Genomic DNA, 20,772 nt, shown 5'->3' with positions numbered 1-20,772 from the left:
GGGCGGACCCAGTTCACGGCCCTCGATGGACAAATCCGACCTGATCCTCGTCGGCCGCGTGGCCGGGGCGTTCGGCGTGAAGGGTGATGTGCGCATCACCAGCTACACCGCCGAGCCCCTGGCGCTCCTCGACTACAAGACCCTCCTGCGCGAGGACGGCGCCCCGGCGCTCACGCTCACGTCGGGGCGGCCCGACAAGGCCGGCGTCGTGGCCCGGGCCCGCGAGGTGGAGACGCGCGAGCAGGCCGAGGCGCTCCGCGGCCTGAAGCTCTACATCCCGCGCGATGTCCTCCCCGAGCCGGAGGAGGACGAGTTCTACGTCACGGACCTGATCGGCCTTGCGGTGGAGACGCCCGACGGCGCGCCGCTCGGCCGGATCCGCAGCGTCCAGGACTTCGGGGCCGGCGACCTCCTGGAGGTCCAGCCGCCTGAGGGCGCGAGCTGGTGGCTGCCGTTCACCCGCGAGGCCGTCCCCGAGGTGCGGATCGCCGAGGGCAAGGTGATCGGCGTGAAGCCGGAAGAGACGGAGTAGGCCGGGGCGCCCCTACCCCCTCCCTAACCCTGCGGCTTGGGCCGGCGCATCCGCATCAGGCCTTCCTGGGCGCAGCTCGCCACCAGGGCGCCGTCCGACGCGCGGTAGATGTAGCCCAGGTTGAAGCCGCGGCCGCCGGAGGCCGAGGGGCTCTCCTGGACGTAGAGGTGCCACTCGTTGAAGTCCGTCGGGCGGTGGAACCACATGGCGTGGTCCAGGCTCGCCGACTGGAAGCCGGGGGTCCGCCAGCTCACCCCGTGCGGCCGGATCGCCGTGCCGAGCAGGCTCATGTCCGAGGCGTAGGCCAGGATCACCTGGTGCATGGACAGGTCCGACCCGATGGGGTCCTTGGCGCGGAACCAGACCTGCTGGTTCGGCTCCCGCGGGTCGGGGTCGGCCACGTCGAAGCGGCCGCCGACGGTGCGCATCTCGATCGGCTGGTGGCGGTCGATCCAGTCCAGGTCCTTCGGCGGCGGGTCGCCGGCCAGGCGGCGGCGGACCACGTTGTCGTCCTCCACGTCCTCGTAGTCGGGTGCGGCCGGCATGCCCGCCTGGTGCTCGTAGCCCTCCTCCTCGGTCTGGAAGGAGGCGGCGAGGTTAAAGATCTGCTGGCCGTGCTGGACGGCGATCACACGGCGGGTGGTGAAGCTGCCGCCGTCCCGCGAGCGGTCCACCTCGAAGATGATCGGCACGGTCGGGTCGCCCGGCCGGATGAAGTAGCAGTGCAGCGAGTGGCAGATCCGGCCCTCGACGGTGGCGTAGGCCGCCAGCAGCGACTGGGCGATGACCTGGCCGCCGTAGATGCGCTGGCGCTGCTCCTTGTCCGGGGTCGTCCCGCGGAAGAGGTTCACCTCGAGGCGCTCGAGCTCGAGGGTCTTGGCCAGGGTGTCGACGGTCATCGGGCGCCCGTTGCTGCAACTGCGAAGGCGGCTGGATTACGCCGCAGGGCGGCCGCCGTCTACTTCGGCGCGCGCATGCGCATCAGGCCTTCCTGCGCCACGCTGGCCACCAGGGTCCCGTCCTCGGCGTAGATCGCGCCGCGTATCAGGCCGCGCCCGTCGCTCGCCGAGGGGCTGTCGTGGGCGTAGAGGTGCCAGTCGTTGAACCGGGCCGGGGCGTGGAACCACATGGCGTGGTCCAGGCTCGCCGACTGGAAGGCCGGGGTCTGCCAGTGCACCTGATGCGGGCGCATGGCCGTGGACAGCAGGTTCATGTCGGAGGCGTAGGCGAGGATCACCTGGTGCATACGCGGATCGTCCCCGATCGGCGTGCGGCAGCGGAACCAGTTCTGCGACGTGGGCGCCTTGGGCCCGTCCATCCAGTAGGTGCGCGCGTCCTGCGAACGCATCTCTATCGGCATGGGGCGGGAGAGCCAGCGCTTGGCCTGCTCGGGCGCGTCCTTCATCAGTTCGCGCAGCACCTCGTGCTGGTCCTTCAGCTCGCTCCAGTGGGGGCCCGGCGGCCGCTCCGCCTGATGGTGGAAGCCCTCCTCCGGGTCCTTGAACGAGGCGGCCAGGTTGAAGATCTGCTTGCCGTGCTGGACGGCCACCACGCGCCGGGTGGTGAAGCTGCCGCCGTCGCGGGCGCGGTCCACCTCGAAGACGATCGGCACCGTCGGGTCGCCCGGGCGGATGAAGTAGCAGTGCAGCGAGTGGCACAGCCGGCTCTCCACCGTCTCGTAGGCGGCGAGCAGCGACTGGGCGATCACCTGGCCGCCGAAGATCCGGCCGGGCTGGGTGTCGGGGGAGGTCCCGCGGAACAGGTTCTCCTCGATCCGCTCGAGCTGCAGGGTCTCGACCAGGGTCTCGGCCTGGCCTTGGGTTTCCGGCGCTTCGGTCTCACTCATGAAGCGGCGATACGCGGTGCGCCGCCCCGGGGCAAGCCGGCCCTCGGGGAAGCTTCAGTAGTAGTCCTTCAGCCGCAGCACCCGCCGGCTGCCGTCGTCGAGCGTCAGGGCCACCTCGCGGCCCGCCGGGCCGTTGATCCAGCCGAACAGCGGCGTCAGGCCGAAACCGGGGGTGATCGGCTGACCGTCGATGGCGGTGATGGCGCTGCCGACCCGCCAGCCGGCCGCGGCCGCGGGGCTGCCGGGCGCCACGTGGGTGACCCGCAGCCGGTCGCCCTCGTTGACCGTCCAGAGGCCCGCCCGGTTCTTGCGGAACGGCGCCCGGGCCGCCCCGGGGTAGGGCTGCAGCCACAGCCGGCCGCCCGTGAAGTCAACGGTCACCCGGAAGCGGCTGAGCAGGCCCAGGCCCACGTTGACCGGCGCCGCGGACATCAGGCCGGGCGTGGCGACCGTGGGCGCGCCGTCGAACCGCACCCCCCCGACCTCGATCCCGTCCAGGCTGGTCACCGCGCTCTCCAGCGGACCGTCGACACCGACCGAGAGCTGGGTCGAGACCGGGCGGCCGGAGAGCAGGCCACGCGCCTCGGCCCAGTCGCGCCGGATCAACAGCGCGCCGGAATTGCCGAGGTCTAGGATCGCCGCGACCGTCTCCCCCGCCACCGCCACGGGGAAGCTCCTCAGCTCGCCGGAGGCGGCGAGCGGCAGGTGCGGCGCGTCCGGCGGGGCGAAGGCGGTGGGATCGAGGAAGGCGATGCGCCGGGCCTGGAAGTCGATGTCGACCACCGTTGCCTCGAAGACGTCCCGCCCGAGGATCAGTTGCGCCGGCCGGGGCGTGACGCGGGTGAGCGGCGTCAGATCCATGATCGCCACCCGCCGGCCGTGCATGACGAGGTCGCCGAGCTGCAGGTCGGCCACCGCGAGCCGCACCCCCTGCACCTCCGAGGCCAAGCCGTGCACCGAGGCGGCGCCGCCGCCCAATACGCCCAGCTCGGCGGCGAGAGCCGCATCGACGACCGTCGCGCTCGCACCGGAGTCCAGCCAGGCCTCCACGACCCGGCCGTTGAGCGTCACCGGGAAGAGGATCTGGCGGTCCTGCAGGAAGTCGAACGGCGTGGCGTGCACCGCCGCGGCCACGGGCGCCTGGGGCTGCGGCTGCGCCCTGGCCGCCGGCGCCAGGGCCAGCGCGAGCGCGAGGAGGGCGGCGGTGACGCGCGGCATCCTGCGGGGCTTAAACCTCGCGCCGGCGCTTGACGAGGCTCCGCAGCCGCGCAGAAGGGGTCCATGTCCTTCGACGCCACCGTTTTGACCATGTTCCCCGAGGCCTTCCCCGGCCCGCTGGGGGTTTCGCTGATCGGGACCGCCTGGCGCGAGCATGGGCTCTGGACTCTGGAAACGGTGGACATCCGGGCCTTTTCCACAGATAAGCGCGGCTTCCTCGACGACACCCCTGCGGGTGGCGGTCCGGGGCAGGTGATGCGGGCGGACGTGATCGCCTCCGCGCTCGACAGCGTGGAGCGGCGCGGCCGGCCGCTTTTGTACATGAGCGCCAGGGGCCGTCCCCTCACCCAGGCGCGTGTTCGTGAGTGGGCCCAGGCGCCTGGGCTGATCGTCCTCTGCGGGCGGTTCGAGGGGGTGGACCAGCGGGTGCTCGACGCCCGCGGGTTCGAGGAGGTCTCCGTCGGAGACGCGGTCCTCGCCGGGGGCGAGGCGGCGGCGATGGTGGCGATCGAGGCGTGCGTACGGCTGGTCCCGGGTGTGTTGGGACAGGCCGAGAGTTTGAGCGAAGAGAGCTTCGAGGACGGGCTCCTCGAGCATCCGCAGTACACGCGACCGCGGACGTTCGAAGGCCTCGACATCCCCGAGGTGCTGCTGTCCGGGAACCACGCGGCCATCCGCAAGTGGCGCCAGGAACAGCGGGAGACGACCACGCGGGAGCGCCGCCCGGACCTCTGGGCGAAGCTTCCCGCCAATCAACAGGCAAAGGGCGGGTAAAGCCCAGTACTCAAAGGACCAGACCGATGAACGTGATCGAACAGCTCCGCAAGGAAGAGGCCGACCGCCTCCTGGCCGACAAGAAGATCCCGCAGTTCCAGCCGGGCGACACCGTGCGCGTCAACGTGCGCATCAAGGAAGGCGAGCGCGAACGCGTTCAGGCTTACGAGGGCGTCTGCATCGCCCGCGGCGGCCAGGGCGTCGACGAGTCCTTCACCGTCCGCAAGATCTCCTTCGGCGAAGGCGTGGAGCGGGTGTTCCCGGTCCTGTCGCCGATGATCGAGTCGATCGAGGTGAAGCGCCGCGGCGTCGTTCGCCGCGCCAAGCTGTACTACCTGCGCGATCGTCGCGGGAAGTCGGCCCGGATCGCCGAGCGGGCCATGACCCGCGCGGCGGCCGACGAGCCCTCCGAGACGCCGGAAGCCTAAGCGCTCCCGACGCGACGAATTCGACGGCGGCCGCAGCGATGCGGCCGCCGTTTTCGTTGGCGGCGTCCGCCTGATCCCGCAAACCTGTGTTCTGCAGGACATAGCGGAGCCGTGCGTGCTTGGTTAAGCCAGACGGCTCCGCTGCCAGGGGGAGCCGCATGGGCCAGCTTCACGTCGACACCGCGATCCGCCGCGACGGCGAGCGCCTGGTCGCGGACCTGTCGCGCGACTGGGAGATCTGGGGCCCCAACGGCGGCTATGTGTCGGCCGTGGCGCTGCGCGCGGCCGGCGCCGTCACCCCGGAGGGACATAGGCCGGCCACCCTCACCGTCCAGTACGTCGGCGTAGGCGCCTTCGGGGAGACCGAGTGCCGGGTCACGCCGGTGAAGCAGGGCCGCAGCGCCTGGTTGTTGAACGTGGCGCTGGCCCAGGGCGACAAGGTCTTCCTCCAGGCCCAGGTGTGGACGGTCGCCCGGGACGATGGCCCGCGGGTCGACGAGGCGCGGATGCCGGACGTCCCCGCGCCGGCCGAGCTGAAGACCTACGTCGAGCACGCCGCCGGGCATTACGGCGACCGGGCGCCGCCGCCGCACGTGTTCTGGGCCAACTTCGACGGCAAGCCGCTGGCGTGGCGGCCGATGGAGGCGCCGCGCCAGCCGGGACCGGCGGTGCTGCACGAGTGGTTCCGCTTCCGCGGGTTCGAACCCACCGCCGATCCCTTCTGCGACTTCGGCCGGGCGGTGATCCTGCTCGACACCCTGATCTGGCCGACCCATCACCGCGGCCTGCCGCAGGAGCCGGACTACATCGCGCCGAGCCTCGACCTGACGGTGTGGTTCCACGATGCGCCGGGCGCCGCCGAATGGCTGCTTGTCGACGGGGTGGCGGACGCAGCCCGCGCGGGCCTGATCCACGGGCACAGTCGGCTTTGGACCGAGGACGGCCGGCTGGTCGCCACCGGCGGGTCGAACCTTCTGCATACGCCTCGGCGCTAGCCGCCCTGGGCGAAGCGCCCCAGCTCCTCCGCGAGGTGGTCGAACATCAGGCGCATGCGTCGCGAGCCGCGCAGGTTCTCGTGCATGGCGACCCAGAGCTCCAGGTGGAACTGGAACAGGTCCGGCAGCACGCGGACCAGGCCGTGGCGCCTGGCGATCTGGTGCTGGCAGGCGGCGATGCCGAAGCCCGCCTTCAAGGCGGCGAGCTGCGCGGCGTCGTTGTCCGTGCGCAGGGCGAAGAGCTCGCGGGTGATCGGCCGGCCGATGTCGAGCGTGTCGACCACCGCCGGCCCCTGGGTGTCGAAGCCGATGATCGGATGCTCGGTGAGTTCGTCGAAGGACCGGGGCGCGGTCACCTGATCGAGGTAGTGGGGCGCGGCGTAGAAGCCGATGCCCAGGTCGGCGATCTTGCGCGCGACGAGGTTGTTCTGGGTCGGCCGCCCCATCCGTACGGCGATGTCGGCGTCGCGCCGCGACAGGTCCTCCAGCTTGTTGGAGGTGACCAGCTCCACGTCGATCTGCGGGTGCTTGCGCCGGAAGCTCGCCAGGATGGGCGGAAGGACCTCGGTGCCGATGATCTCCGAGGCCGTGACGCGGACGACGCCGCCCACGCCGTCGGCCGCGCCCGAGGCGTCGCGCATGGCCGCGCCCGAGGCGGCGGCCATGTCGTCGAGGTGCGGCTTCAGGGAAAGCGCCAGGTCGGTGGGCTGGATGCCCCGCGGGCTGCGCAGGAACAGCGGCGCGCCGAGCTGGCGCTCGAGCTGGTCGATGTGTCGCCCGAGCGTGGGCTGGGTGAGCCGCCGCCGCTTGGCCGCGGCCGAGAGGCTGCCGGCCTCCAGCACGGCGTGGAGGCTCTGCAGAAGGTCCCAATCGGCATAGGAGGCCATGCGCCGATCAATACCCTGCCGCCGGCCGGCCGCGAAGAGGCGAGCTGAGCAAGAAAATTGCTGCAACCGCGCGCGCAATGCGGCGCCGCGGCACTAGACGTGCGCCGGTGCGGGGACCTACATGGCCGGCATGCCCGGCAAGACGCTCTATGACAAGATCTGGGACGCGCACGTCGTCGACCAACAGGACGGCGAGGCGATCCTCTACATCGACCTGCACCTGATCCACGAGGTCACCACCCCGCAGGCCTTCGCCGGGCTTCGCGCGGCCGGCCGCAAGGTGCGCCGGCCCGACCGCACGCTGGCCGTCGCCGACCACAACGTGCCCACCGAGGGACAGGCGCTGGGCGTCGCCGCGGTGGCCGACGACGAGGCGCGCCTGCAGCTCCAGACCCTGGCGCGCAACGTGGCCGACAACGGCATCGAGTTCTTCCCCATGGGCGACGTGCGCAACGGCATCGTCCACGTGGTCGGTCCCGAGCAGGGCCGCACCCAGCCCGGCATGACCATCGTCTGCGGCGACAGCCACACCTCGACCCACGGGGCGTTCGGCGCCCTGGCCCACGGCATCGGCACCTCCGAGGTGGAGCACGTGCTGGCCACCCAGACGCTGCGCCAGAAGAAGGCCAAGAACTTCCGCGTCCGCATCGAGGGCGAGCCGGCCCCTGGAGTGGGCGCCAAGGACTACGCCCTGGCTGTCATCGGCGAGATCGGCACGGCCGGCGGCACGGGCTACGTGATCGAGTTCGCCGGCTCGGCGGTCCGGGCGCTTTCCATGGAAGGCCGGATGACGCTGTGCAACCTGACCATCGAGGGCGGCGCCCGCGCCGGCCTGGTCGCGCCCGACGAGACCACCTTCGAATACCTCAAGGGCCGCCCCTCGGCCCCCAAGGGCGGGGCCTGGGAGATGGCGCTCGACTACTGGAAGACCTTCTTCACCGACGCGGACGCCGCCTTCGACCGCGAGGTGGTGATCGACGCCGCCAAGATCGCGCCACTGGTCACCTGGGGGACGAGCCCGGAAGACGTGATCGCGGTCACCGACACTGTGCCGGATCCGGCCTCCTTCGCCACCCCGGACAAGCGGGCCGCCGCCGAGCGGGCCCTGGAGTACATGGGGCTCTCCGCCGGCCAGCCGATCACGAGCGCGAAGATCGACGTGGTGTTCATCGGCTCGTGCACCAACAGCCGCATCGAGGATCTGCGCGCGGCGGCGAAGATCGCCGAGGGCCGGCAGGTGGCGCCGGGCGTGCGCGCCATGGTGGTCCCGGGCTCGGGCCTGGTCCGCGAGCAGGCGGAGGCCGAGGGCCTGGACGAGGTGTTCAAGGCGGCCGGCTTCGAATGGCGCGAGCCCGGCTGCTCCATGTGCCTGGGCATGAACCCCGACCGGCTGAAGCCGGGCGAGCGCTGCGCCTCCACGTCCAACCGCAACTTCGAGGGCCGCCAGGGCCGCGGCGGGCGCACCCACCTGGTCAGCCCGGCCATGGCCGCGGCGGCCGCCATCGCCGGCCACATCGCCGACGTCCGGGAGTTCCTGGGGTGATCACCGGCCTCGACCACGTCGCCGTCGCAGTCCGCGACTTCGACGCCGCGGTCGACGGCTACCGGCGCCTGTTCGCGCGCGAGCCGGACCTGGAGCCGGGCCAGGGCGCCCGGCGGGCCTGGTTCCGCTTCCCGAACGCCGCCCTGGAGGTGATCGCCGCCGACGGCGAGGGGGTGGCCGGCGACCGGGTGCGGGCGAGGCTCGACGAGGCCGGCGAAGGGATCTGGGTGCTGTCGTTCACCGTCGGGGACGTCGCCGCCGCCACGCGCCTGCTGGAGCGCCGGGGCCTGGACGTGGAGGCGGTGGCCGGAGTCGCGCTGGTGAAGGCGGCCGGCCTCAGCTTCACCCTGCGCGAGGCCCGCGACGCGCCGCCGTCGTCCGCCACGGGCGAGGGGCCGGTGGACGCGCTGGACCACGTGGTCGTCTACACCGCCAATCCGGACCGCGCGCTGGCGCTATTCGGCGCCAAGCTCGACCTCGACCTGCGGCTCGACCGGGCGAACTCGCAGTGGGGCGCGCGGCAGTTGTTCTTCCGCTGCGGCGGGGCCGTGGTGGAGGTGGGGGCCAGCCTGAAGACGCCCGTGTCGGACGATCCCGACCGCTTCGGCGGCCTCGCCTGGCAGGTGACCGACCCGGACGCCGCCCGGGCCCGCATGGCCGCCGAAGGCTTCGACGTGTCCGAGGTCCGCACGGGGCGCAAGCCGGGCACCCGCGTCTTCACGGTTCGCGACGCGCCGGGCGGCGTCCCCACCCTGATGCTCCAGCCCACCCAGCAGGCGGGGGTCGCATGATCGAAGCCCTGATCCTCGCCGCGGCGGCGAAGGCGGTCTCGATGGAGGTGCGCCTGAAGGACGGCGCCACCTGGACGGTGACGGCCGAGCGGACCCACACCGAGCAGGGCGACGGCGCGTCCGCCGGCTGGTCCCTGCGCACGGAGCGCCACCTGCGCTGGCGAAAAGGCGGCCTCAGCCGCAACGACGAGCTGACGATCACGCCGCTCAAGGCCGAGGCCGGTCCCGGCGCCGCGGCCGACCTGGCCGCCGCCCACAGCTTCCCGGCTCCCGTGACGGTGGAGGTGGACTTCCAGCTCAAGCCGATGAGCTTCGTCGATCCCAAGGCCGTGCGGGCGATCCAGGCCGGGCTCGATTCGGAGAGCGCGAAGGGTCCGGCCTGGCGCACGGACGCCGCGGCCATGGCGCGGATCGCGCCCGAGCTCGCGCTTGTGAGCCGCGGCCAGAGCCATCCCCTCGTCCCCGGCAAGCCGCAGACCTACGCCCCCACCCTGCCCGGGCCCGTAGGGCCGGTGAAGGGCCAGGGCGCGTTTGCCCTGGAGTCGCACGATCCGCAGGCCGGACGGGCGGTGATCGTCTGGCGGCAGACGGTCGAGCCCGCCGCCATCCGGGAAAGCGTCGAACAGGCGCTGGCCATGGCCCGCAAAATCGATCCGGCCCGCGCCGAGCGGCTGGCCGCCGAGATGCCGGCCTTCACGACAGGGTTCGAGGACACCTGCCGCTATGAGATCGACCTGCCCACCGGGCTGGCGGTCCGCACCGTCTGCGACCTGACCGCGGGTTCCGACACGCACCGCGTGTCCGACCGCTGGGTCGTCACCCAATCCCTTCCGGAGCCCCGTTGATGGAAGCCTTCATCCGCCTCGACGCCAAGGCCGCGCCGCTGCCGCTGGCCAACATCGACACCGACCAGATCATCCCCAAGCAGTTCCTGAAGACCGTGGAGCGCGAGGGCCTCGGCCGCGGGCTGTTCTACGACTTCCGCTTCGACGAGGCGGGCAAGGAGAAACCCGACTTCGTGCTGAACCGGCCGGAGTACCGGGGCGCGGGCGTGCTGGTGGCCGGCGACAACTTCGGCTGCGGCTCCAGCCGCGAGCACGCGCCGTGGGCGCTGATGGACTTCGGCATCCGATGCGTGATCTCCACCAGCTTCGCCGACATCTTCTACAACAACTGCTTCCAGAACGGCCTGCTGCCGGTGGTGCTCAAGGCCGAGGAGGTGCAGCAGCTTCTCGACGAGGCGCGCGGCGGCAACCACGTGGTGAGCGTCGACCTGGAGGCCCAGACGGTGACGTCCCCGTCGGGCGCGGTGTTCCGGTTCGAGATCGACGCCCAGCGCAAGGAGAAGATGCTGAAGGGGCTGGACGCCATTGGCGAGACCCTGCAGCGCGCCCAGGCCATCGACGTCTACGAGATGAAGCGGGCGCTCGCCCAGCCGTGGCTGGAAGACGCATGATCGTGGTGATCGCCGGCACGTTCCGCGTGCCGCCGGAGGCCCTGGAGGGCTTCCGTCCGCACATGGCCGCCATGCTGGCCGCCAGCCGGGCCGAATACGGCTGCATCGCCTATTCCTACGCCCTCGACGTGGAAGAGCCCGGGCTCGTCCGGGTGTTCGAGGCCTGGCGCGACCAGGCTGCCCTCGACGCGCACCAAGCCGCGCCGCACATCGCCGCCTGGCGCGCGGCCTGGCCGGAGTTCGGTGTCGGCGAGCGCCGCCTGACGGCCTACGAGGTGGCCGCCGAACGCCCGCTCTGAGCGCCCGGCGGCCCGCAGGTTACGGCTTCTTTTCTTCGTCCGCCCCGGTCTTGGCCGAGGCCTGGCCGTTCACGCCGCCGCTGGCGCTGACGCCCGCGCGGGTGTCGGCCGACGCGCCGGCGCTGGCGCCCAGGTCCGCGTCGGCGGTGGCCGGCGCAGCGCTCGAGGCGGCCGAGGCCGAGCCGTCGGCAGCCGTGGCGCCCGACACCGCCGCGTTGGGACTGGCCTCCTCCCGAGCGGAGTCGGCCGCCTTGGCCGCGCCGCGCGCCTTCTGCCGCGCCGTCTGGCTGACCCCGCGGGCGGTGTCCGCGCCGGAGCGGGCGGTTTCGCGCACGGTGGAGCCGAGGCCGGAGCCCGTCTGGCCGAGGCCCGTCTGGGTCGCGCCGCCGACGGTCGCGCCGATCGAGCCGCCGACCTGCCCCCCGCCGCCCAGAAGCTGGGCGGAAGCCGGCGCGGCGAGGGCCACGGCGGCGGCCGCGGCGAGAAGTGTGGTGATGGTTCGCATCTGGTCGTCCTCCATTGGGCGCCCGTCTCTCCTGGAGCGCCCGGTGGTCCCCTCCGACCGTGGCCGAGCCTCGCCGCGAGGTGGGGCGAGAAAACGGCGCAGCCGTGGCCCTGGCTTGACCGTTGCGGGACTTCCCGCCGGCGCGGTCTTCGCCTACGAGGTCGCCCGACCGCAGTGAAACAGAGCCTCGGGGGCCCCGCCGTGACCGACCTTCTCCTCCTGCCCGGCGACGGGATCGGCCCGGAAGTGACCGCCGAGGTGCGCCGCGTGGCCGCCGCCCTTTGCCCGGACCTGGCCGTGGAGGAAGGGCCGTTCGGGGGGCGCAGCTACGACCTGCACGGTGAGCCGCTGACCGACGAGACCCTGGCCCGCGCCAAGGCCGCCCGCGCGGTGCTGATGGGCGCCGTGGGCGGGCCGAAGTGGGCCAGCGCGCCGCGCGACAAGCGCCCGGAGGCCGGCCTGCTGGGCCTGCGCGCGGGGATGGGCGTGTTCGCCAACCTGCGGCCCGCGCTCTGTTTCCAGCCGCTGGCCGACGCCTCCTCCCTGAAGCGCGAGCTGGTCGAGGGGCTGGACTTCATGATCGTCCGCGAGCTCACCGGCGGCATCTACTTCGGCGAGCCCCGCTACATCGAGGACCTGCCGGGCGGCGGCAAGCGGGCCGTGGACACCCAGGTCTACACCACCGCCGAAATCGAGCGGGTGGCGCGCGTCGCCTTCGAGCTGGCCCGCGGCCGCCGGAACAAGGTCCACAGCGCCGAGAAGTCCAACGTCATGGATTCCGGCCTGCTCTGGCGGCAGGTGGTCACCGACCTGCACCAGCGCGAATACGCCGACGTCCAGCTCGAGCACATCCTGGCCGACAACGCCGCGATGCAGATCGTCAAGGCGCCCAAGCAGTTCGACGTGCTGCTGACCGACAACCTGTTCGGCGACATCCTCTCCGACGCCGCGGCCCAGCTCACCGGCTCGCTTGGCATGCTGCCCTCGGCGGCGCTCGGTGCGCCCGGGACGCCCGGCCTCTACGAGCCGATCCACGGCTCGGCGCCGGATATCGCCGGCAAGGGCGTGGCCAACCCGCTGGCGGCGATCCTGTCGTTCGAGATGGCCCTGCGCTGGTCGCTCGGGCGCGCCGAAGAGGCCGACCGGCTGTTCGCCGCCGTGAACAAGGCGCTGGAGGCCGGCGCACGCACGCCGGACCTCGGCGGCCAGCTCACCACCGTCCAGATGGGTGACGCCGTCCTGGCCGCGCTCTAGGCTCCGCCCGATCGCGGTCGGGAGGGACGCCATGGCGAACTGGCTCGTGAAGTCGGAGCCCAACACCTACAGCTTCGAGGACCTGCAGCGGGACGGCCGCACGGTGTGGGACGGGGTCCGGAACAACGCCGCGGCCCTGCACCTGAAGGCCATGAAGCCCGGCGACGAGGTGCTGTTCTACCACTCCCAGGAAGGCCTGGCGGTGGTCGGGATCGCCCGCGTGTCGAAGCCGGCCTTCCCGGACGCCAGCGACCCGACCGGCCGGTTCGTGGCGGTGGAGCTGGAGCCGGTGCGGTCGCTGAAGGGCTCGGTGACGCTGGCCGCAATGAAGGCCAACCCGGCGCTCGCCGAGATGGCGATGCTGCGCCAGTCGCGGCTCTCGGTGTCGCCGGTGACGCCGGAGGAGTGGGCGGCCATCCTGAATATGGCGGGCGACGCCTAGAGCCTGAGCCGCCAGCGCTCGCTGACCAGGCCGTAGCCGCCGAAGTCCTCGTTATCCCAGCTCTCCTCGAGCTCGAAGCCGACCGCCTGGTAGATGGACCGGGCGGCGGTGAGCACGCTCTGGGTCCACAGCGTCATCTCCCGGTAACCCACCTCGCGGGCGCGGGCGACGCACGCGTCCACCAGCCGGCGGCCGAGCCCAAGGCCGCGGGCGGCGGGATCGACCAGCAGCAGGCGCAACTTGGCCGTCGTCTCGTCCTGCTTCTGCAGGAAGACGCAACCGACGTTGGTCCCGGCCCGCTCGGCGATCCAGCTTCCCTCGCAGGCGGGATCGAAGTTCTCCACGAGGTCGGCCGCGAGCCGCGCCACCAGGGCCTCGAAGCGGTGGTCCCAGCCGTACTCCCGCCCGTAGATCACCCCATGCGCCTGGGCGACCCAGCCGATATCGCCGGCGCGGTGCGGGCGCAGGACGTAGCCCGGGTCCGGCTCGGGCCCGCCGAGCAGGCGCTCCACCTCCGCGAGCGCCGCCTCAAGGCGGGCGCGGTCCTCCCCCGACAGCGGCGCGAGCATCCCGCGCACCTGGGCCAGCGTGCGCCGGTGCAGCTCGGCGTAGACGTCGCGGCCGGCCTCGGTCACCCGCAGGACCACGCTCCGCCCGTCCGAGGCCGAGCGCTCCCGCGCCACCATCCCCTCGCGGCCGAAGCGCGCGACGATGCGGCTGAGGTAGCCTGCGTCCAGCCCGGTCTCGGCGGCGATGGCGCCCGGCGTGACGCCATCACGACGGGCGATCTCGTAGAGCACCCGGCTCTCGGCCAGGGTGTAGGGCCCGCCCAGATGGCTGCGGTCCAGGACGCCGATGGCGCGGGTGTAGAAGCGGTTGAACCGGCGGACGGCGGCGACGGTGGCGGTGGTCTCGGGCATGGACGCCTCCCTGCCGCGCAGCAGACGCCAGGTATTTGACGGAGTCAACTAACTGAGCCGCCCCGCTCCAGCCGGAAAGCCTCCGTTAACGCTAAGCTGGGCAAGGATGGCGGGAGACACCCGGTCTCCGATCCGTCGGACCTGCCCGCCCCATGGCGCTCGATCCCGCCTCCCGGTCCCGCTACAACCTCGAGGACGCCTCCGTGCTGCTCCTCGACGACACCAGCATGGGCATGTCCATCCTCGTGCAGATCGTCACCGGGCTCGGGGCCAAGAAACTGCACCGCTGCACGGACGTGGACACCGCCCGACGCGTGGCCCAGAAGCACCAGCTCGACCTGGCCATCGTCGACGGCCTGGCGCCGAGCGGCGCGGGGTACGACTTCGTCCGCTGGATGCGGACGAACTGCGAAGAGCCGAACTGCTACACCCCGGTGATCCTCACCACCGCCCACACGCCGGCCAGCGACGTGGTCCGCGCCCGCGACTGCGGGGGACACATCATCGTCAAGAAGCCCTTCGCGCCGATCGTCATGCTCGAGCGCATCATCTGGGTGGCCAAGGAGGGCCGGCCGTTCCTGTTCTCGGCCGAGTACGTGGGTCCCGACCGCCGCTTCCGCGACGACGGCCCTCCCGACGGCGCCGGCCGCCGCCGCGAGGACCGCAACGCCGGCGCCTGGGACGAGAACGGGCCCGACATCCAACTCCAGCCGAGGCTCGCATCTTGAGCGCCGTCCGTTTCGTGTTCCCCAAGCCCAGGCTGGCCAAGCTCCTGAAGCTGCCCGGCGGGGTGCCGGTCGCCGAGGCCCTGGAGCGCGCCCAGGCCAACCTCGACACCATCCGGCCGACCTGCCTGGCGGAGATGGAGGACCTCGCCGGCCAGGCCGAGGCCCGGCTGCAGGCTATGGGCGAGGCCCACGACGACGCCGGCATGGCCGACCTTTACGCCATCGCAGTGCGGGGCATCGGCGGCGGCGAGGTCTGCCGGTTGCCCGCGGTCGACGTGGCGCTGACCAGTCTCTGCGACCTGCTGGACCACCTGCGCACGGCCCGGCGCTACGACCGCGCGGCGATCGCCGTGCACGTGCAGGCCTGGCGGATGCTGCTGACCATGACCGACGGGGCGAACGCCGAGGCCCTGGTGGACGGGCTGAAGCAGGTCAGCGGCCGCTACGCGACCGCCTAGGCCTCCACCGTCATCTGGGTCTGCACCACGAGCGCGAGGAGCCTGCCCTCGGGCGCGGTGATCCGGGTCTGCCAGACGCTGGAGCGGCGGCCGAGGTGCAGGGGCGTGGCCTCGCCGAACACCTCCTCGCCCTCCCGCGCCGCACCAAGGAAGTTGGTCTTGGATTCCAGCGTGGTGGTCCGCGCGCCCGGCGGCAGGTTCAGGAAGCCGCCGATGGCGCCGAGCGCGTCGGCGAAGGCCATGTAGGCGCCGCCGTGCAGGATCCCGCCGGCCGTGCAGAGCTCCGGGCGCACGCGCAGCCGGCCGCGCACGCGGTCCCTCGAGCGCTCGAGGATCTCCACGCCCATCAGGTTGGCGAACGGCATCCCAGTGTCGGTGAGCACGGCCTCGGACATCGCGTCTCCTCTCTCCCGCCTGCACGGGGAATCCATCGAACGCCGGCTTGCGGTCCCTGGCGCCGCCCGCCATTTGTCGCATCCCGGCGTGCGCAAGCCGTTCTGATGCGGCTGTCAGTTCTGCTCGCCTTGCTACCGAGCCTTACCCGGCGTACGGGAACGCTCCCCAGTCTTAGGAGAACTGCCATGGGTTACCGGGTGGCCGTCGTCGGCGCCACGGGCAATGTGGGCCGCGAGATGCTGAACATCCTCGAGGAAGTGAACTTCCCCGTGGACAAGATTCACGCGATCGCGTCGCGCAAATCCATCGGCCAACTGGTCTCGTTCGGCGAGCAGACCGTCGCGTGCGAGGACGTCGAGCAGTTCGACTTCTCCACTGTCGACCTCGTGCTGATGTCGGTGAGCGGCGCCTTCTCGAAGGAATGGTCGCCCAAGATCGGCGCCGCCGGCCCGATCGTGATCGACAACTCCTCGGCCTGGCGAATGGACCCCGACGTGCCGCTTATCGTGCCGGAGGTGAACCCGGACGACGTGGAGTGGGCGAACCGCAAGAACATCATCGCCAACCCCAACTGTTCGACGGCGCAGCTCGTGGTGGCCCTGAAGCCGCTGCACGATCGCTTCCGGATCAAGCGGGCGGTGGTCTCGACCTACCAGTCGGTGTCCGGCGCCGGCAAGGAAGGCATGGACGAGCTGTTCGACCAGACGAAGAACGTCTTCGTCCTGGGCGCCACCCCGCCGAAGAAGTTCCCCAAGCAGATCGCGTTCAACGTCATCCCCTTCATCGGGTCGTTCCGTGACGACGGCTACACCGACGAGGAGGCCAAGATGTGGGACGAGACCCACAAGATGATCGACCCGGAGATCAAGCTGACGGTCACCTGCGTCCGCGTGCCGGTGATGGTCGGCCACTCCGAGAGCGTGAACCTCGAGTTTTACGATCCCGTGGACGAGGACGAGGCCCGCGAGCTGCTGCGCGAGAGCCCCGGCCTGATCGTCATCGATAAGCGCGACGACAAGGGCTACATCACGCCCAAGGAAGCCCAGGGCGAGTTCCCGGTGTTCGTGAGCCGGATCCGCAAGGACCCGACGGTCGAGAGCGGCCTGTCTCTGTGGGTGGTGGCGGACAATCTGCGCAAGGGCGCGGCGCTCAACGCGGTGCAGATCGCCGAGCTGCTCCACGCTCGCGGCCTGATCCGCCAGAAGGCGCTGGCGTAGGATGAGCACCCCGACCGCGTCCGGTGGGGAAGCCCGCCTGGCGCTCGGGGCGGGGATCCTCTGTTACCTGATCTGGGGCTTCGTGCCGCTCGCCATGCAGGCGATCGGCGGGCTGGGCGTCGGCGCGACCGAGATCCTGGCTCACCGCATCGTCTGGAGCGTACCCACCGCCCTCCTGTTCGTGCTCGGCGCGCGCCAGCTCCCGCAGGTGCTGGACGTGCTGCGCCGGCCGAAGGTGCTGGCCTGGCTGGCGCTGTCCTCGGTGCTCATCGCCCTGAACTGGATCGTGTTCATCTGGGCGGTGAACTCCGGCCGGCTGCTGGAGACCAGCCTCGGCTACTACATCAACCCGCTGGTCAACATGGCCGCCGGCGCCCTGCTGTTCCGCGAGCGCATCGACCGGATCGGCAAGGCGGCCATGGGCCTCGCCGGCGTGGGCGTGGTGGTGCAGGCGGCCGCGCTCGGCCACCTTCCCTTCGTGTCCCTGGCGCTCGCGCTGTCGTTCGGCGGCTACGGCGTGGTGCGCAAGCAGGTGGCGGCCGACGCCCAGACCGGCCTCTTCGTGGAGTGCCTGCTGCTCGGCCTGCCCAGCCTCGCCTTCATCGCCTGGGTCCAGAGCCAGGGGACGGGCCACTTCGACGACAGCTTCGCCACCGTCGCCTGGCTGATCGCCGCGGGCCCGATCACCGCCGTCCCGCTGGTGCTGTTCGCCTGGGCCGCCCGGCGGATGCCGCTCTCGGCCATGGGCTTCCTGCAGTTCATGGCCCCGACCATCAGCTTCATGATCGGCCTGACCCAGGGCGAGCCGTTCACGCCGCTCCGCGCGGTCTCTTTCGGCTTCATCTGGCTGGGCGCGGCGGTGTTCTGCTACGGCGCCTGGCGCCGGAGCCGCAGCGTGGCGGCCGCCGAGAAGGTGGTCCAAGCCGCCGCGGCGGCGGAGTAGGCCTAGAGGGCGGCGTAGGCCGCCTCGATCAGGCGCTTCGGCCGGGGATCGCCCATCAGGGCCGTGCCCTGCTTGTTCATCACGTAGGCGAGGCCGAGCCGGCGCTCCGGGTCGGCCACCGCGCACGAGCCGCCCCAGCCGGAATGGCCGAAGCTCTGGTCCGCCGGGCCCCAGGGATGCTCGGTCTCGTTGCGCATGAAGCCGGCGCCCCAGCTCATGACGAAGGGCAGCACCAGGTCCTGGCCGCGGATCCGCTCGCGCGCCGCCTCGGCGATGAGCGCCGGCGACAGGATCTGCCCGCCCTCAAGCCAGCCGTCGTCGGCCAGCGCGCCCATCAGCCGCGCGAGCCCCTCGGCCGTGGCGTGGCCGTTGGTGGACGGGATCGGCAGGGCCCGCCACTCCGCCTGCGGCCGGCCCGCGGCGGCGGACCAGGGGACCAGGAAGGCGGCCCGGGTGGGCTCGTTGACCTCGCCGAAGTCCGGCAGGCCGTTCGGCCGCTGCAGCTCGGCCACCCGGCCAAATTCGCTCTCCGGCAGGCCCATCCAGAGGTCGAGGCCGAAGGGCCCGGCGATATCGTCCCGGAACGCCTGGCCCATGGTGCGGCCGTCCACCCGGCGGAAGATCTCGCCGACGATATAGCCGACCGTGATCGGGTGGTAGCCGCTGGCCGTGCCCGGCGGCCACATGGGGGCCATGGCGGCGAGCTTGGCGCAGATGGCGTCCCAGTCGAACCAGGTGACGGGGTCCATCTCCTCCGGGAACCCGGAGAGCCCCGCCTGGTGGGAAATGGCCTGCTCGACGGTGATGGCGTCCTTGCCCGCCTGGCCGAACTCCGGCCAGACGCTGGCGACCGTCTGGCGGTAGTCGAGCTTCCCCTGGTCCACCAGCCGGGCGATCAGCAGGGCGGCCATGGCCTTGGTGGTCGAGAAGATCGGCGCGAGCGTGCGCGTGTCGAAGGCGTGGGTGCGCTTGCGGTCGGCGTGGCCGGCCCAGAGGTCCACCAGCACCTCGCCGCCCTGCACCACGGTAAAGCGGGCGCCCAGCTCCTCATCGGCCTCGAAGTTCGCGGCGAAGACGTCCTTCACGGTGGCGAACCGAGCCTGGGCGGAACCGTGGATCTCGACCATGCTCACTCCGTGGGACGCTCGTGGAAGCCCTTGGCGCCGTCGTCCGTTCCGGGGGCGCGGGCCACCCGCTGCACCCGGGCGGCGGCGGGACCCTCGGCGCAGGCGGCGGCCAGGGCGTCGATCTCCGGGCGCGGGCCGATCGCCAGCAGCTCCACCGAGCCGTCGCGGCGGTTGCGCACCCAGCCGTCGAGGCCCAGGCGGCGCGCCGTCTGCACCGCCCACCAGCGGTAGCCCACGCCCTGGACGCGGCCTTCGATCCGGAAAAGTTCGGCCTCGCGCATCAGAGGCGCTCTATACGCACCTCGGCGGTGGGACGCACGAGCCGATCGCCCAGCGCCACGATGGGCAGCTCGGGCGCACGCCAGTCGGAGCCGGCCTTCACCGTCTCGGCGGCGGCGCGCGAGGCCCGTTCGGCGGCGTCGGCCGGCGGCAGGCCTTCCACCAGGCTCGCGCCGAAACTCGCGGCCACCAGGTCGCCCGTTCCGTTCGGCGCGCGCTCGAGCCGCGGATGCGTGAAGAGGGTCGCCTGCGGCCCGTCCACCAGTAGCAGGCCGATGCGGTCCGGTCCCGCGGGCACGGAGGTGACCAGCGCCCGCGCCCCGAGCGCCCGCGCCGCGGCCGCGGCCTCGTCCGCGCTGCCCACCGGCCGCCCGGCCAGGTGCGACAGCTCCCAGACGTTGGGGGTGATCCAGTCGGCCAGCGGCACGAGGCGGGCGGCCACAGCGGCGGCCACCTCCGGCTTCACGTAGAGGCCCTTGGGCTCGTCGCCCATGATCGGGTCGACCACGACCACCGGCTGGCGCTCGGCGCCGGCGCGCACCCGCTCCAGGACCCCGGCGGCGATCTCCACCTGCTCGGCCAGGGAGAAGTGGCCGGTGATGACCAGGTCGACCATACCGAACAGGGCGTCGGCCTCGATGTCGCCGAGCATCCGACGGAAGACGTCCGGCTGGGTGACCTCCCCCTGGGCGCCCTTGGCGGGGCTGCGGCCGAACAGGACCGTCGGAGCGAGGACCGGATCGATCTTGTGCTGGGCCAGCACGTACTGCTGCGCCGCGCCGCCGATCCGCGAGGCGGCCACGAAGGAGGACATGACGAGCGCCAGCGGCATGGCGCAGGTTTGTAGCGGAGGTGATCGCCGGTAACCACCCTCCTCCCCTCAGGCGGGAAGCGACGAGGGCTGCGAACGAAGAAGGCCCCGCGGCGTCGCCGCGGGGCCTTCTCGTCTCGAGAGCGTCGGCCGCCCTAGTAGCGGTAGTGCTCCGGCTTGAACGGACCCTCGACGGTCACGCCGATGTAGTCGGCCTGGTCCTTGGAGAGCTTGGTCAGCTTGGCGCCCAGCTTCTCGAGGTGGAGCATGGCCACCTTCTCGTCGAGGTGCTTGGGCAGGGTGTAGACCTTGGTCTCGTACTTCGCGCCGTTCTGCCACAGCTCGATCTGCGCCAGCGTCTGGTTGGTGAACGACGCCGACATCACGAACGACGGGTGGCCCGTGGCGTTGCCGAGGTTCACCAGGCGGCCTTCCGACAGCACGATGATCTTCTTGCCGTCCGGGAATTCCACGTGGTGGACCTGGTCCTTGATCTTGTCCCACTTGAAGTTCCGCAGGCCCGCGATCTGGATCTCGGAATCGAAGTGGCCGATGTTGGCGACGATGGCGTTGTTCTTCATCCGCCGCATGTGGTCGACGGTGAGCACGTCCTTGTTGCCGGTGGCGGTGACGAAGATGTCGGCCTTGTCGGCCACGTCTTCCATGGTGACCACCTCATAGCCTTCCATCGCGGCCTGGAGGGCGCAGATCGGATCGATCTCGGTGACCATGACCCGGGCGCCGCCGTTGCGCAGCGAGGCGGCCGAGCCCTTGCCCACGTCGCCGTAGCCGAGCACCACGGCGACCTTGCCGGCCAGCATCACGTCCGTGCCGCGGCGGATGGCGTCCACCAGGCTCTCGCGGCAGCCGTAGAGGTTGTCGAACTTCGACTTGGTGACGCTGTCGTTGACGTTGATCGCCGG

At 71.8% G+C, this 20,772-nt stretch carries 26 protein-coding genes; 15 read left to right on the top strand and 11 right to left on the bottom strand.

Annotation, left to right across the window (positions count from 1 at the left end; all coding sequences use genetic code 11):
* Positions 1 to 25 precede the first annotated feature (25 nt).
* The gene (gene rimM, locus ACE3Q8_RS19470) at positions 26 to 532 is read left to right on the top strand and encodes a ribosome maturation factor RimM (RefSeq protein ID WP_374472049.1); all 507 of its coding nucleotides are present in this window, start codon (positions 26 to 28) and stop codon (positions 530 to 532) included.
* A gap of 23 nt (positions 533 to 555) precedes the next feature.
* Here rimM and ACE3Q8_RS19465 read toward each other — a convergent pair whose 3' ends face one another.
* From ACE3Q8_RS19465 to ACE3Q8_RS19455, 3 genes are read right to left on the bottom strand one after another with little or no spacing between them, the layout of a single operon-like run.
* Positions 556 to 1,431 carry an acyl-CoA thioesterase gene (locus tag ACE3Q8_RS19465; RefSeq protein WP_374472048.1) on the bottom strand — a complete coding sequence of 292 codons (876 nt, stop codon included), beginning with the start codon at positions 1,429 to 1,431 and terminating at the stop codon, positions 556 to 558.
* Between the two features lie 59 nt (positions 1,432 to 1,490).
* Entirely contained in the window at positions 1,491 to 2,378 is an 888-nt protein-coding gene (locus ACE3Q8_RS19460; protein WP_374472046.1) for an acyl-CoA thioesterase, read from the bottom strand.
* A 54-nt stretch (positions 2,379 to 2,432) separates the two neighbouring features.
* Complete coding sequence (locus tag ACE3Q8_RS19455; protein ID WP_374472043.1) at positions 2,433 to 3,596, bottom strand: aspartyl protease family protein; 1,164 nt, start codon at positions 3,594 to 3,596, stop codon at positions 2,433 to 2,435.
* A gap of 63 nt (positions 3,597 to 3,659) precedes the next feature.
* On the opposite strand from ACE3Q8_RS19455, the gene trmD reads away from it, so the two are divergent.
* The 3 genes from trmD to ACE3Q8_RS19440 all read left to right on the top strand — a co-directional run bounded on the left by trmD (position 3,660) and on the right by ACE3Q8_RS19440 (position 5,793).
* Positions 3,660 to 4,370, top strand: coding sequence for a tRNA (guanosine(37)-N1)-methyltransferase TrmD (trmD, locus tag ACE3Q8_RS19450; protein ID WP_374472042.1), 711 nt, complete (start codon positions 3,660 to 3,662; stop codon positions 4,368 to 4,370).
* 26 nt (positions 4,371 to 4,396) lie between these two features.
* Positions 4,397 to 4,798 (top strand): 50S ribosomal protein L19, encoded by a 402-nt coding sequence (gene rplS, locus ACE3Q8_RS19445; protein WP_374472040.1) that lies wholly within the window; start codon positions 4,397 to 4,399, stop codon positions 4,796 to 4,798.
* Between the two features lie 158 nt (positions 4,799 to 4,956).
* Entirely contained in the window at positions 4,957 to 5,793 is an 837-nt protein-coding gene (locus ACE3Q8_RS19440; protein WP_374472038.1) for a thioesterase family protein, read from the top strand.
* On the opposite strand, the gene ACE3Q8_RS19435 is transcribed toward ACE3Q8_RS19440, so the two are convergent.
* The gene (locus tag ACE3Q8_RS19435) at positions 5,790 to 6,680 is read right to left on the bottom strand and encodes a LysR family transcriptional regulator (RefSeq protein ID WP_374472036.1); all 891 of its coding nucleotides are present in this window, start codon (positions 6,678 to 6,680) and stop codon (positions 5,790 to 5,792) included. The genes ACE3Q8_RS19440 and ACE3Q8_RS19435 overlap by 4 nt on opposite strands.
* Before the next feature lie 130 nt (positions 6,681 to 6,810).
* On the opposite strand from ACE3Q8_RS19435, the gene leuC reads away from it, so the two are divergent.
* Genes leuC through ACE3Q8_RS19410 form a run of 5 tightly spaced genes read left to right on the top strand, consistent with a single transcriptional unit; the run spans position 6,811 to position 10,769 of the window.
* Positions 6,811 to 8,223 carry a 3-isopropylmalate dehydratase large subunit gene (leuC, locus tag ACE3Q8_RS19430; protein WP_374472121.1) on the top strand — a complete coding sequence of 471 codons (1,413 nt, stop codon included), beginning with the start codon at positions 6,811 to 6,813 and terminating at the stop codon, positions 8,221 to 8,223.
* Positions 8,220 to 9,014, top strand: coding sequence for a VOC family protein (locus tag ACE3Q8_RS19425; protein WP_374472034.1), 795 nt, complete (start codon positions 8,220 to 8,222; stop codon positions 9,012 to 9,014). Before leuC ends, ACE3Q8_RS19425 begins: the two co-directional genes overlap by 4 nt.
* On the top strand, positions 9,011 to 9,859 hold the full coding sequence (locus tag ACE3Q8_RS19420; RefSeq protein ID WP_374472032.1) for a hypothetical protein: 849 nt from the start codon (positions 9,011 to 9,013) through the stop codon (positions 9,857 to 9,859). The genes ACE3Q8_RS19425 and ACE3Q8_RS19420 overlap by 4 nt, the downstream gene beginning before the upstream one ends.
* On the top strand, positions 9,859 to 10,470 hold the full coding sequence (gene leuD / locus ACE3Q8_RS19415; protein ID WP_374472030.1) for a 3-isopropylmalate dehydratase small subunit: 612 nt from the start codon (positions 9,859 to 9,861) through the stop codon (positions 10,468 to 10,470). Before ACE3Q8_RS19420 ends, leuD begins: the two co-directional genes overlap by 1 nt.
* Positions 10,467 to 10,769, top strand: a complete 303-nt coding sequence (locus tag ACE3Q8_RS19410; RefSeq protein WP_374472028.1) for a putative quinol monooxygenase — start codon at positions 10,467 to 10,469, stop codon at positions 10,767 to 10,769. The genes leuD and ACE3Q8_RS19410 overlap by 4 nt, the downstream gene beginning before the upstream one ends.
* 19 nt (positions 10,770 to 10,788) lie before the next feature.
* Here the strand turns inward: ACE3Q8_RS19410 and ACE3Q8_RS19405 are convergent, their stop codons facing one another.
* Entirely contained in the window at positions 10,789 to 11,274 is a 486-nt protein-coding gene (locus ACE3Q8_RS19405; RefSeq protein WP_374472026.1) for a hypothetical protein, read from the bottom strand.
* Between the two features lie 201 nt (positions 11,275 to 11,475).
* Here ACE3Q8_RS19405 and leuB point away from each other — a divergent pair, with 201 nt between their 5' ends.
* Together leuB and ACE3Q8_RS19395 are read left to right on the top strand one after the other, a co-directional pair.
* On the top strand, positions 11,476 to 12,528 hold the full coding sequence (gene leuB / locus ACE3Q8_RS19400; protein ID WP_374472024.1) for a 3-isopropylmalate dehydrogenase: 1,053 nt from the start codon (positions 11,476 to 11,478) through the stop codon (positions 12,526 to 12,528).
* A 31-nt stretch (positions 12,529 to 12,559) separates the two neighbouring features.
* Positions 12,560 to 12,970 carry an EVE domain-containing protein gene (locus ACE3Q8_RS19395; RefSeq protein WP_374472022.1) on the top strand — a complete coding sequence of 137 codons (411 nt, stop codon included), beginning with the start codon at positions 12,560 to 12,562 and terminating at the stop codon, positions 12,968 to 12,970.
* Here the strand turns inward: ACE3Q8_RS19395 and ACE3Q8_RS19390 are convergent.
* Positions 12,967 to 13,890 (bottom strand): GNAT family N-acetyltransferase, encoded by a 924-nt coding sequence (locus ACE3Q8_RS19390; protein WP_374472020.1) that lies wholly within the window; start codon positions 13,888 to 13,890, stop codon positions 12,967 to 12,969. The genes ACE3Q8_RS19395 and ACE3Q8_RS19390 overlap by 4 nt on opposite strands.
* A 152-nt stretch (positions 13,891 to 14,042) precedes the next feature.
* Between ACE3Q8_RS19390 and ACE3Q8_RS19385 the strand changes: the two genes are divergently transcribed.
* Together ACE3Q8_RS19385 and ACE3Q8_RS19380 are read left to right on the top strand one after the other, a co-directional pair.
* Positions 14,043 to 14,618 (top strand): PleD family two-component system response regulator, encoded by a 576-nt coding sequence (locus ACE3Q8_RS19385; RefSeq protein ID WP_374472018.1) that lies wholly within the window; start codon positions 14,043 to 14,045, stop codon positions 14,616 to 14,618.
* Complete coding sequence (locus tag ACE3Q8_RS19380) at positions 14,615 to 15,076, top strand: hypothetical protein (protein WP_374472016.1); 462 nt, start codon at positions 14,615 to 14,617, stop codon at positions 15,074 to 15,076. The genes ACE3Q8_RS19385 and ACE3Q8_RS19380 overlap by 4 nt, the downstream gene beginning before the upstream one ends.
* On the opposite strand, the gene ACE3Q8_RS19375 is transcribed toward ACE3Q8_RS19380, so the two are convergent.
* Complete coding sequence (locus tag ACE3Q8_RS19375; protein ID WP_374472014.1) at positions 15,073 to 15,471, bottom strand: PaaI family thioesterase; 399 nt, start codon at positions 15,469 to 15,471, stop codon at positions 15,073 to 15,075. The two genes, ACE3Q8_RS19380 and ACE3Q8_RS19375, sit on opposite strands and share 4 nt — an antisense overlap.
* 186 nt (positions 15,472 to 15,657) lie before the next feature.
* Here ACE3Q8_RS19375 and ACE3Q8_RS19370 point away from each other — a divergent pair, with 186 nt between their 5' ends.
* Both ACE3Q8_RS19370 and rarD read left to right on the top strand, forming a co-directional pair.
* Positions 15,658 to 16,689, top strand: a complete 1,032-nt coding sequence (locus ACE3Q8_RS19370; protein WP_374472012.1) for an aspartate-semialdehyde dehydrogenase — start codon at positions 15,658 to 15,660, stop codon at positions 16,687 to 16,689.
* Between the two features lies 1 nt (position 16,690).
* Positions 16,691 to 17,632, top strand: a complete 942-nt coding sequence (rarD, locus tag ACE3Q8_RS19365) for an EamA family transporter RarD (protein WP_374472010.1) — start codon at positions 16,691 to 16,693, stop codon at positions 17,630 to 17,632.
* A 2-nt stretch (positions 17,633 to 17,634) separates the two neighbouring features.
* On the opposite strand, the gene ACE3Q8_RS19360 is transcribed toward rarD, so the two are convergent.
* From ACE3Q8_RS19360 to ACE3Q8_RS19345, 4 genes are all read right to left on the bottom strand, one after another.
* A complete protein-coding gene (locus ACE3Q8_RS19360; protein WP_374472008.1) occupies positions 17,635 to 18,759 on the bottom strand; it encodes a serine hydrolase domain-containing protein in 1,125 nt (374 codons plus the stop codon).
* 2 nt (positions 18,760 to 18,761) lie between these two features.
* Positions 18,762 to 19,040 carry an acylphosphatase gene (locus ACE3Q8_RS19355; protein ID WP_374472006.1) on the bottom strand — a complete coding sequence of 93 codons (279 nt, stop codon included), beginning with the start codon at positions 19,038 to 19,040 and terminating at the stop codon, positions 18,762 to 18,764.
* Positions 19,040 to 19,870 (bottom strand): PfkB family carbohydrate kinase, encoded by an 831-nt coding sequence (locus ACE3Q8_RS19350; protein WP_374472004.1) that lies wholly within the window; start codon positions 19,868 to 19,870, stop codon positions 19,040 to 19,042. Before ACE3Q8_RS19350 ends, ACE3Q8_RS19355 begins: the two co-directional genes overlap by 1 nt.
* Before the next feature lie 134 nt (positions 19,871 to 20,004).
* The coding region (locus ACE3Q8_RS19345) for an adenosylhomocysteinase (RefSeq protein ID WP_374472002.1) at positions 20,005 to 20,772 on the bottom strand (768 nt) is incomplete at its 5' end.

Source organism: Phenylobacterium sp. (genome assembly GCF_041913825.1).
Taxonomy (GTDB): Bacteria; Pseudomonadota; Alphaproteobacteria; order Caulobacterales; family Caulobacteraceae; genus Phenylobacterium.
The sequence above is the reverse complement of the archived record's forward strand: the minus strand, read 5'-3'. Positions and strand labels throughout refer to the sequence as shown.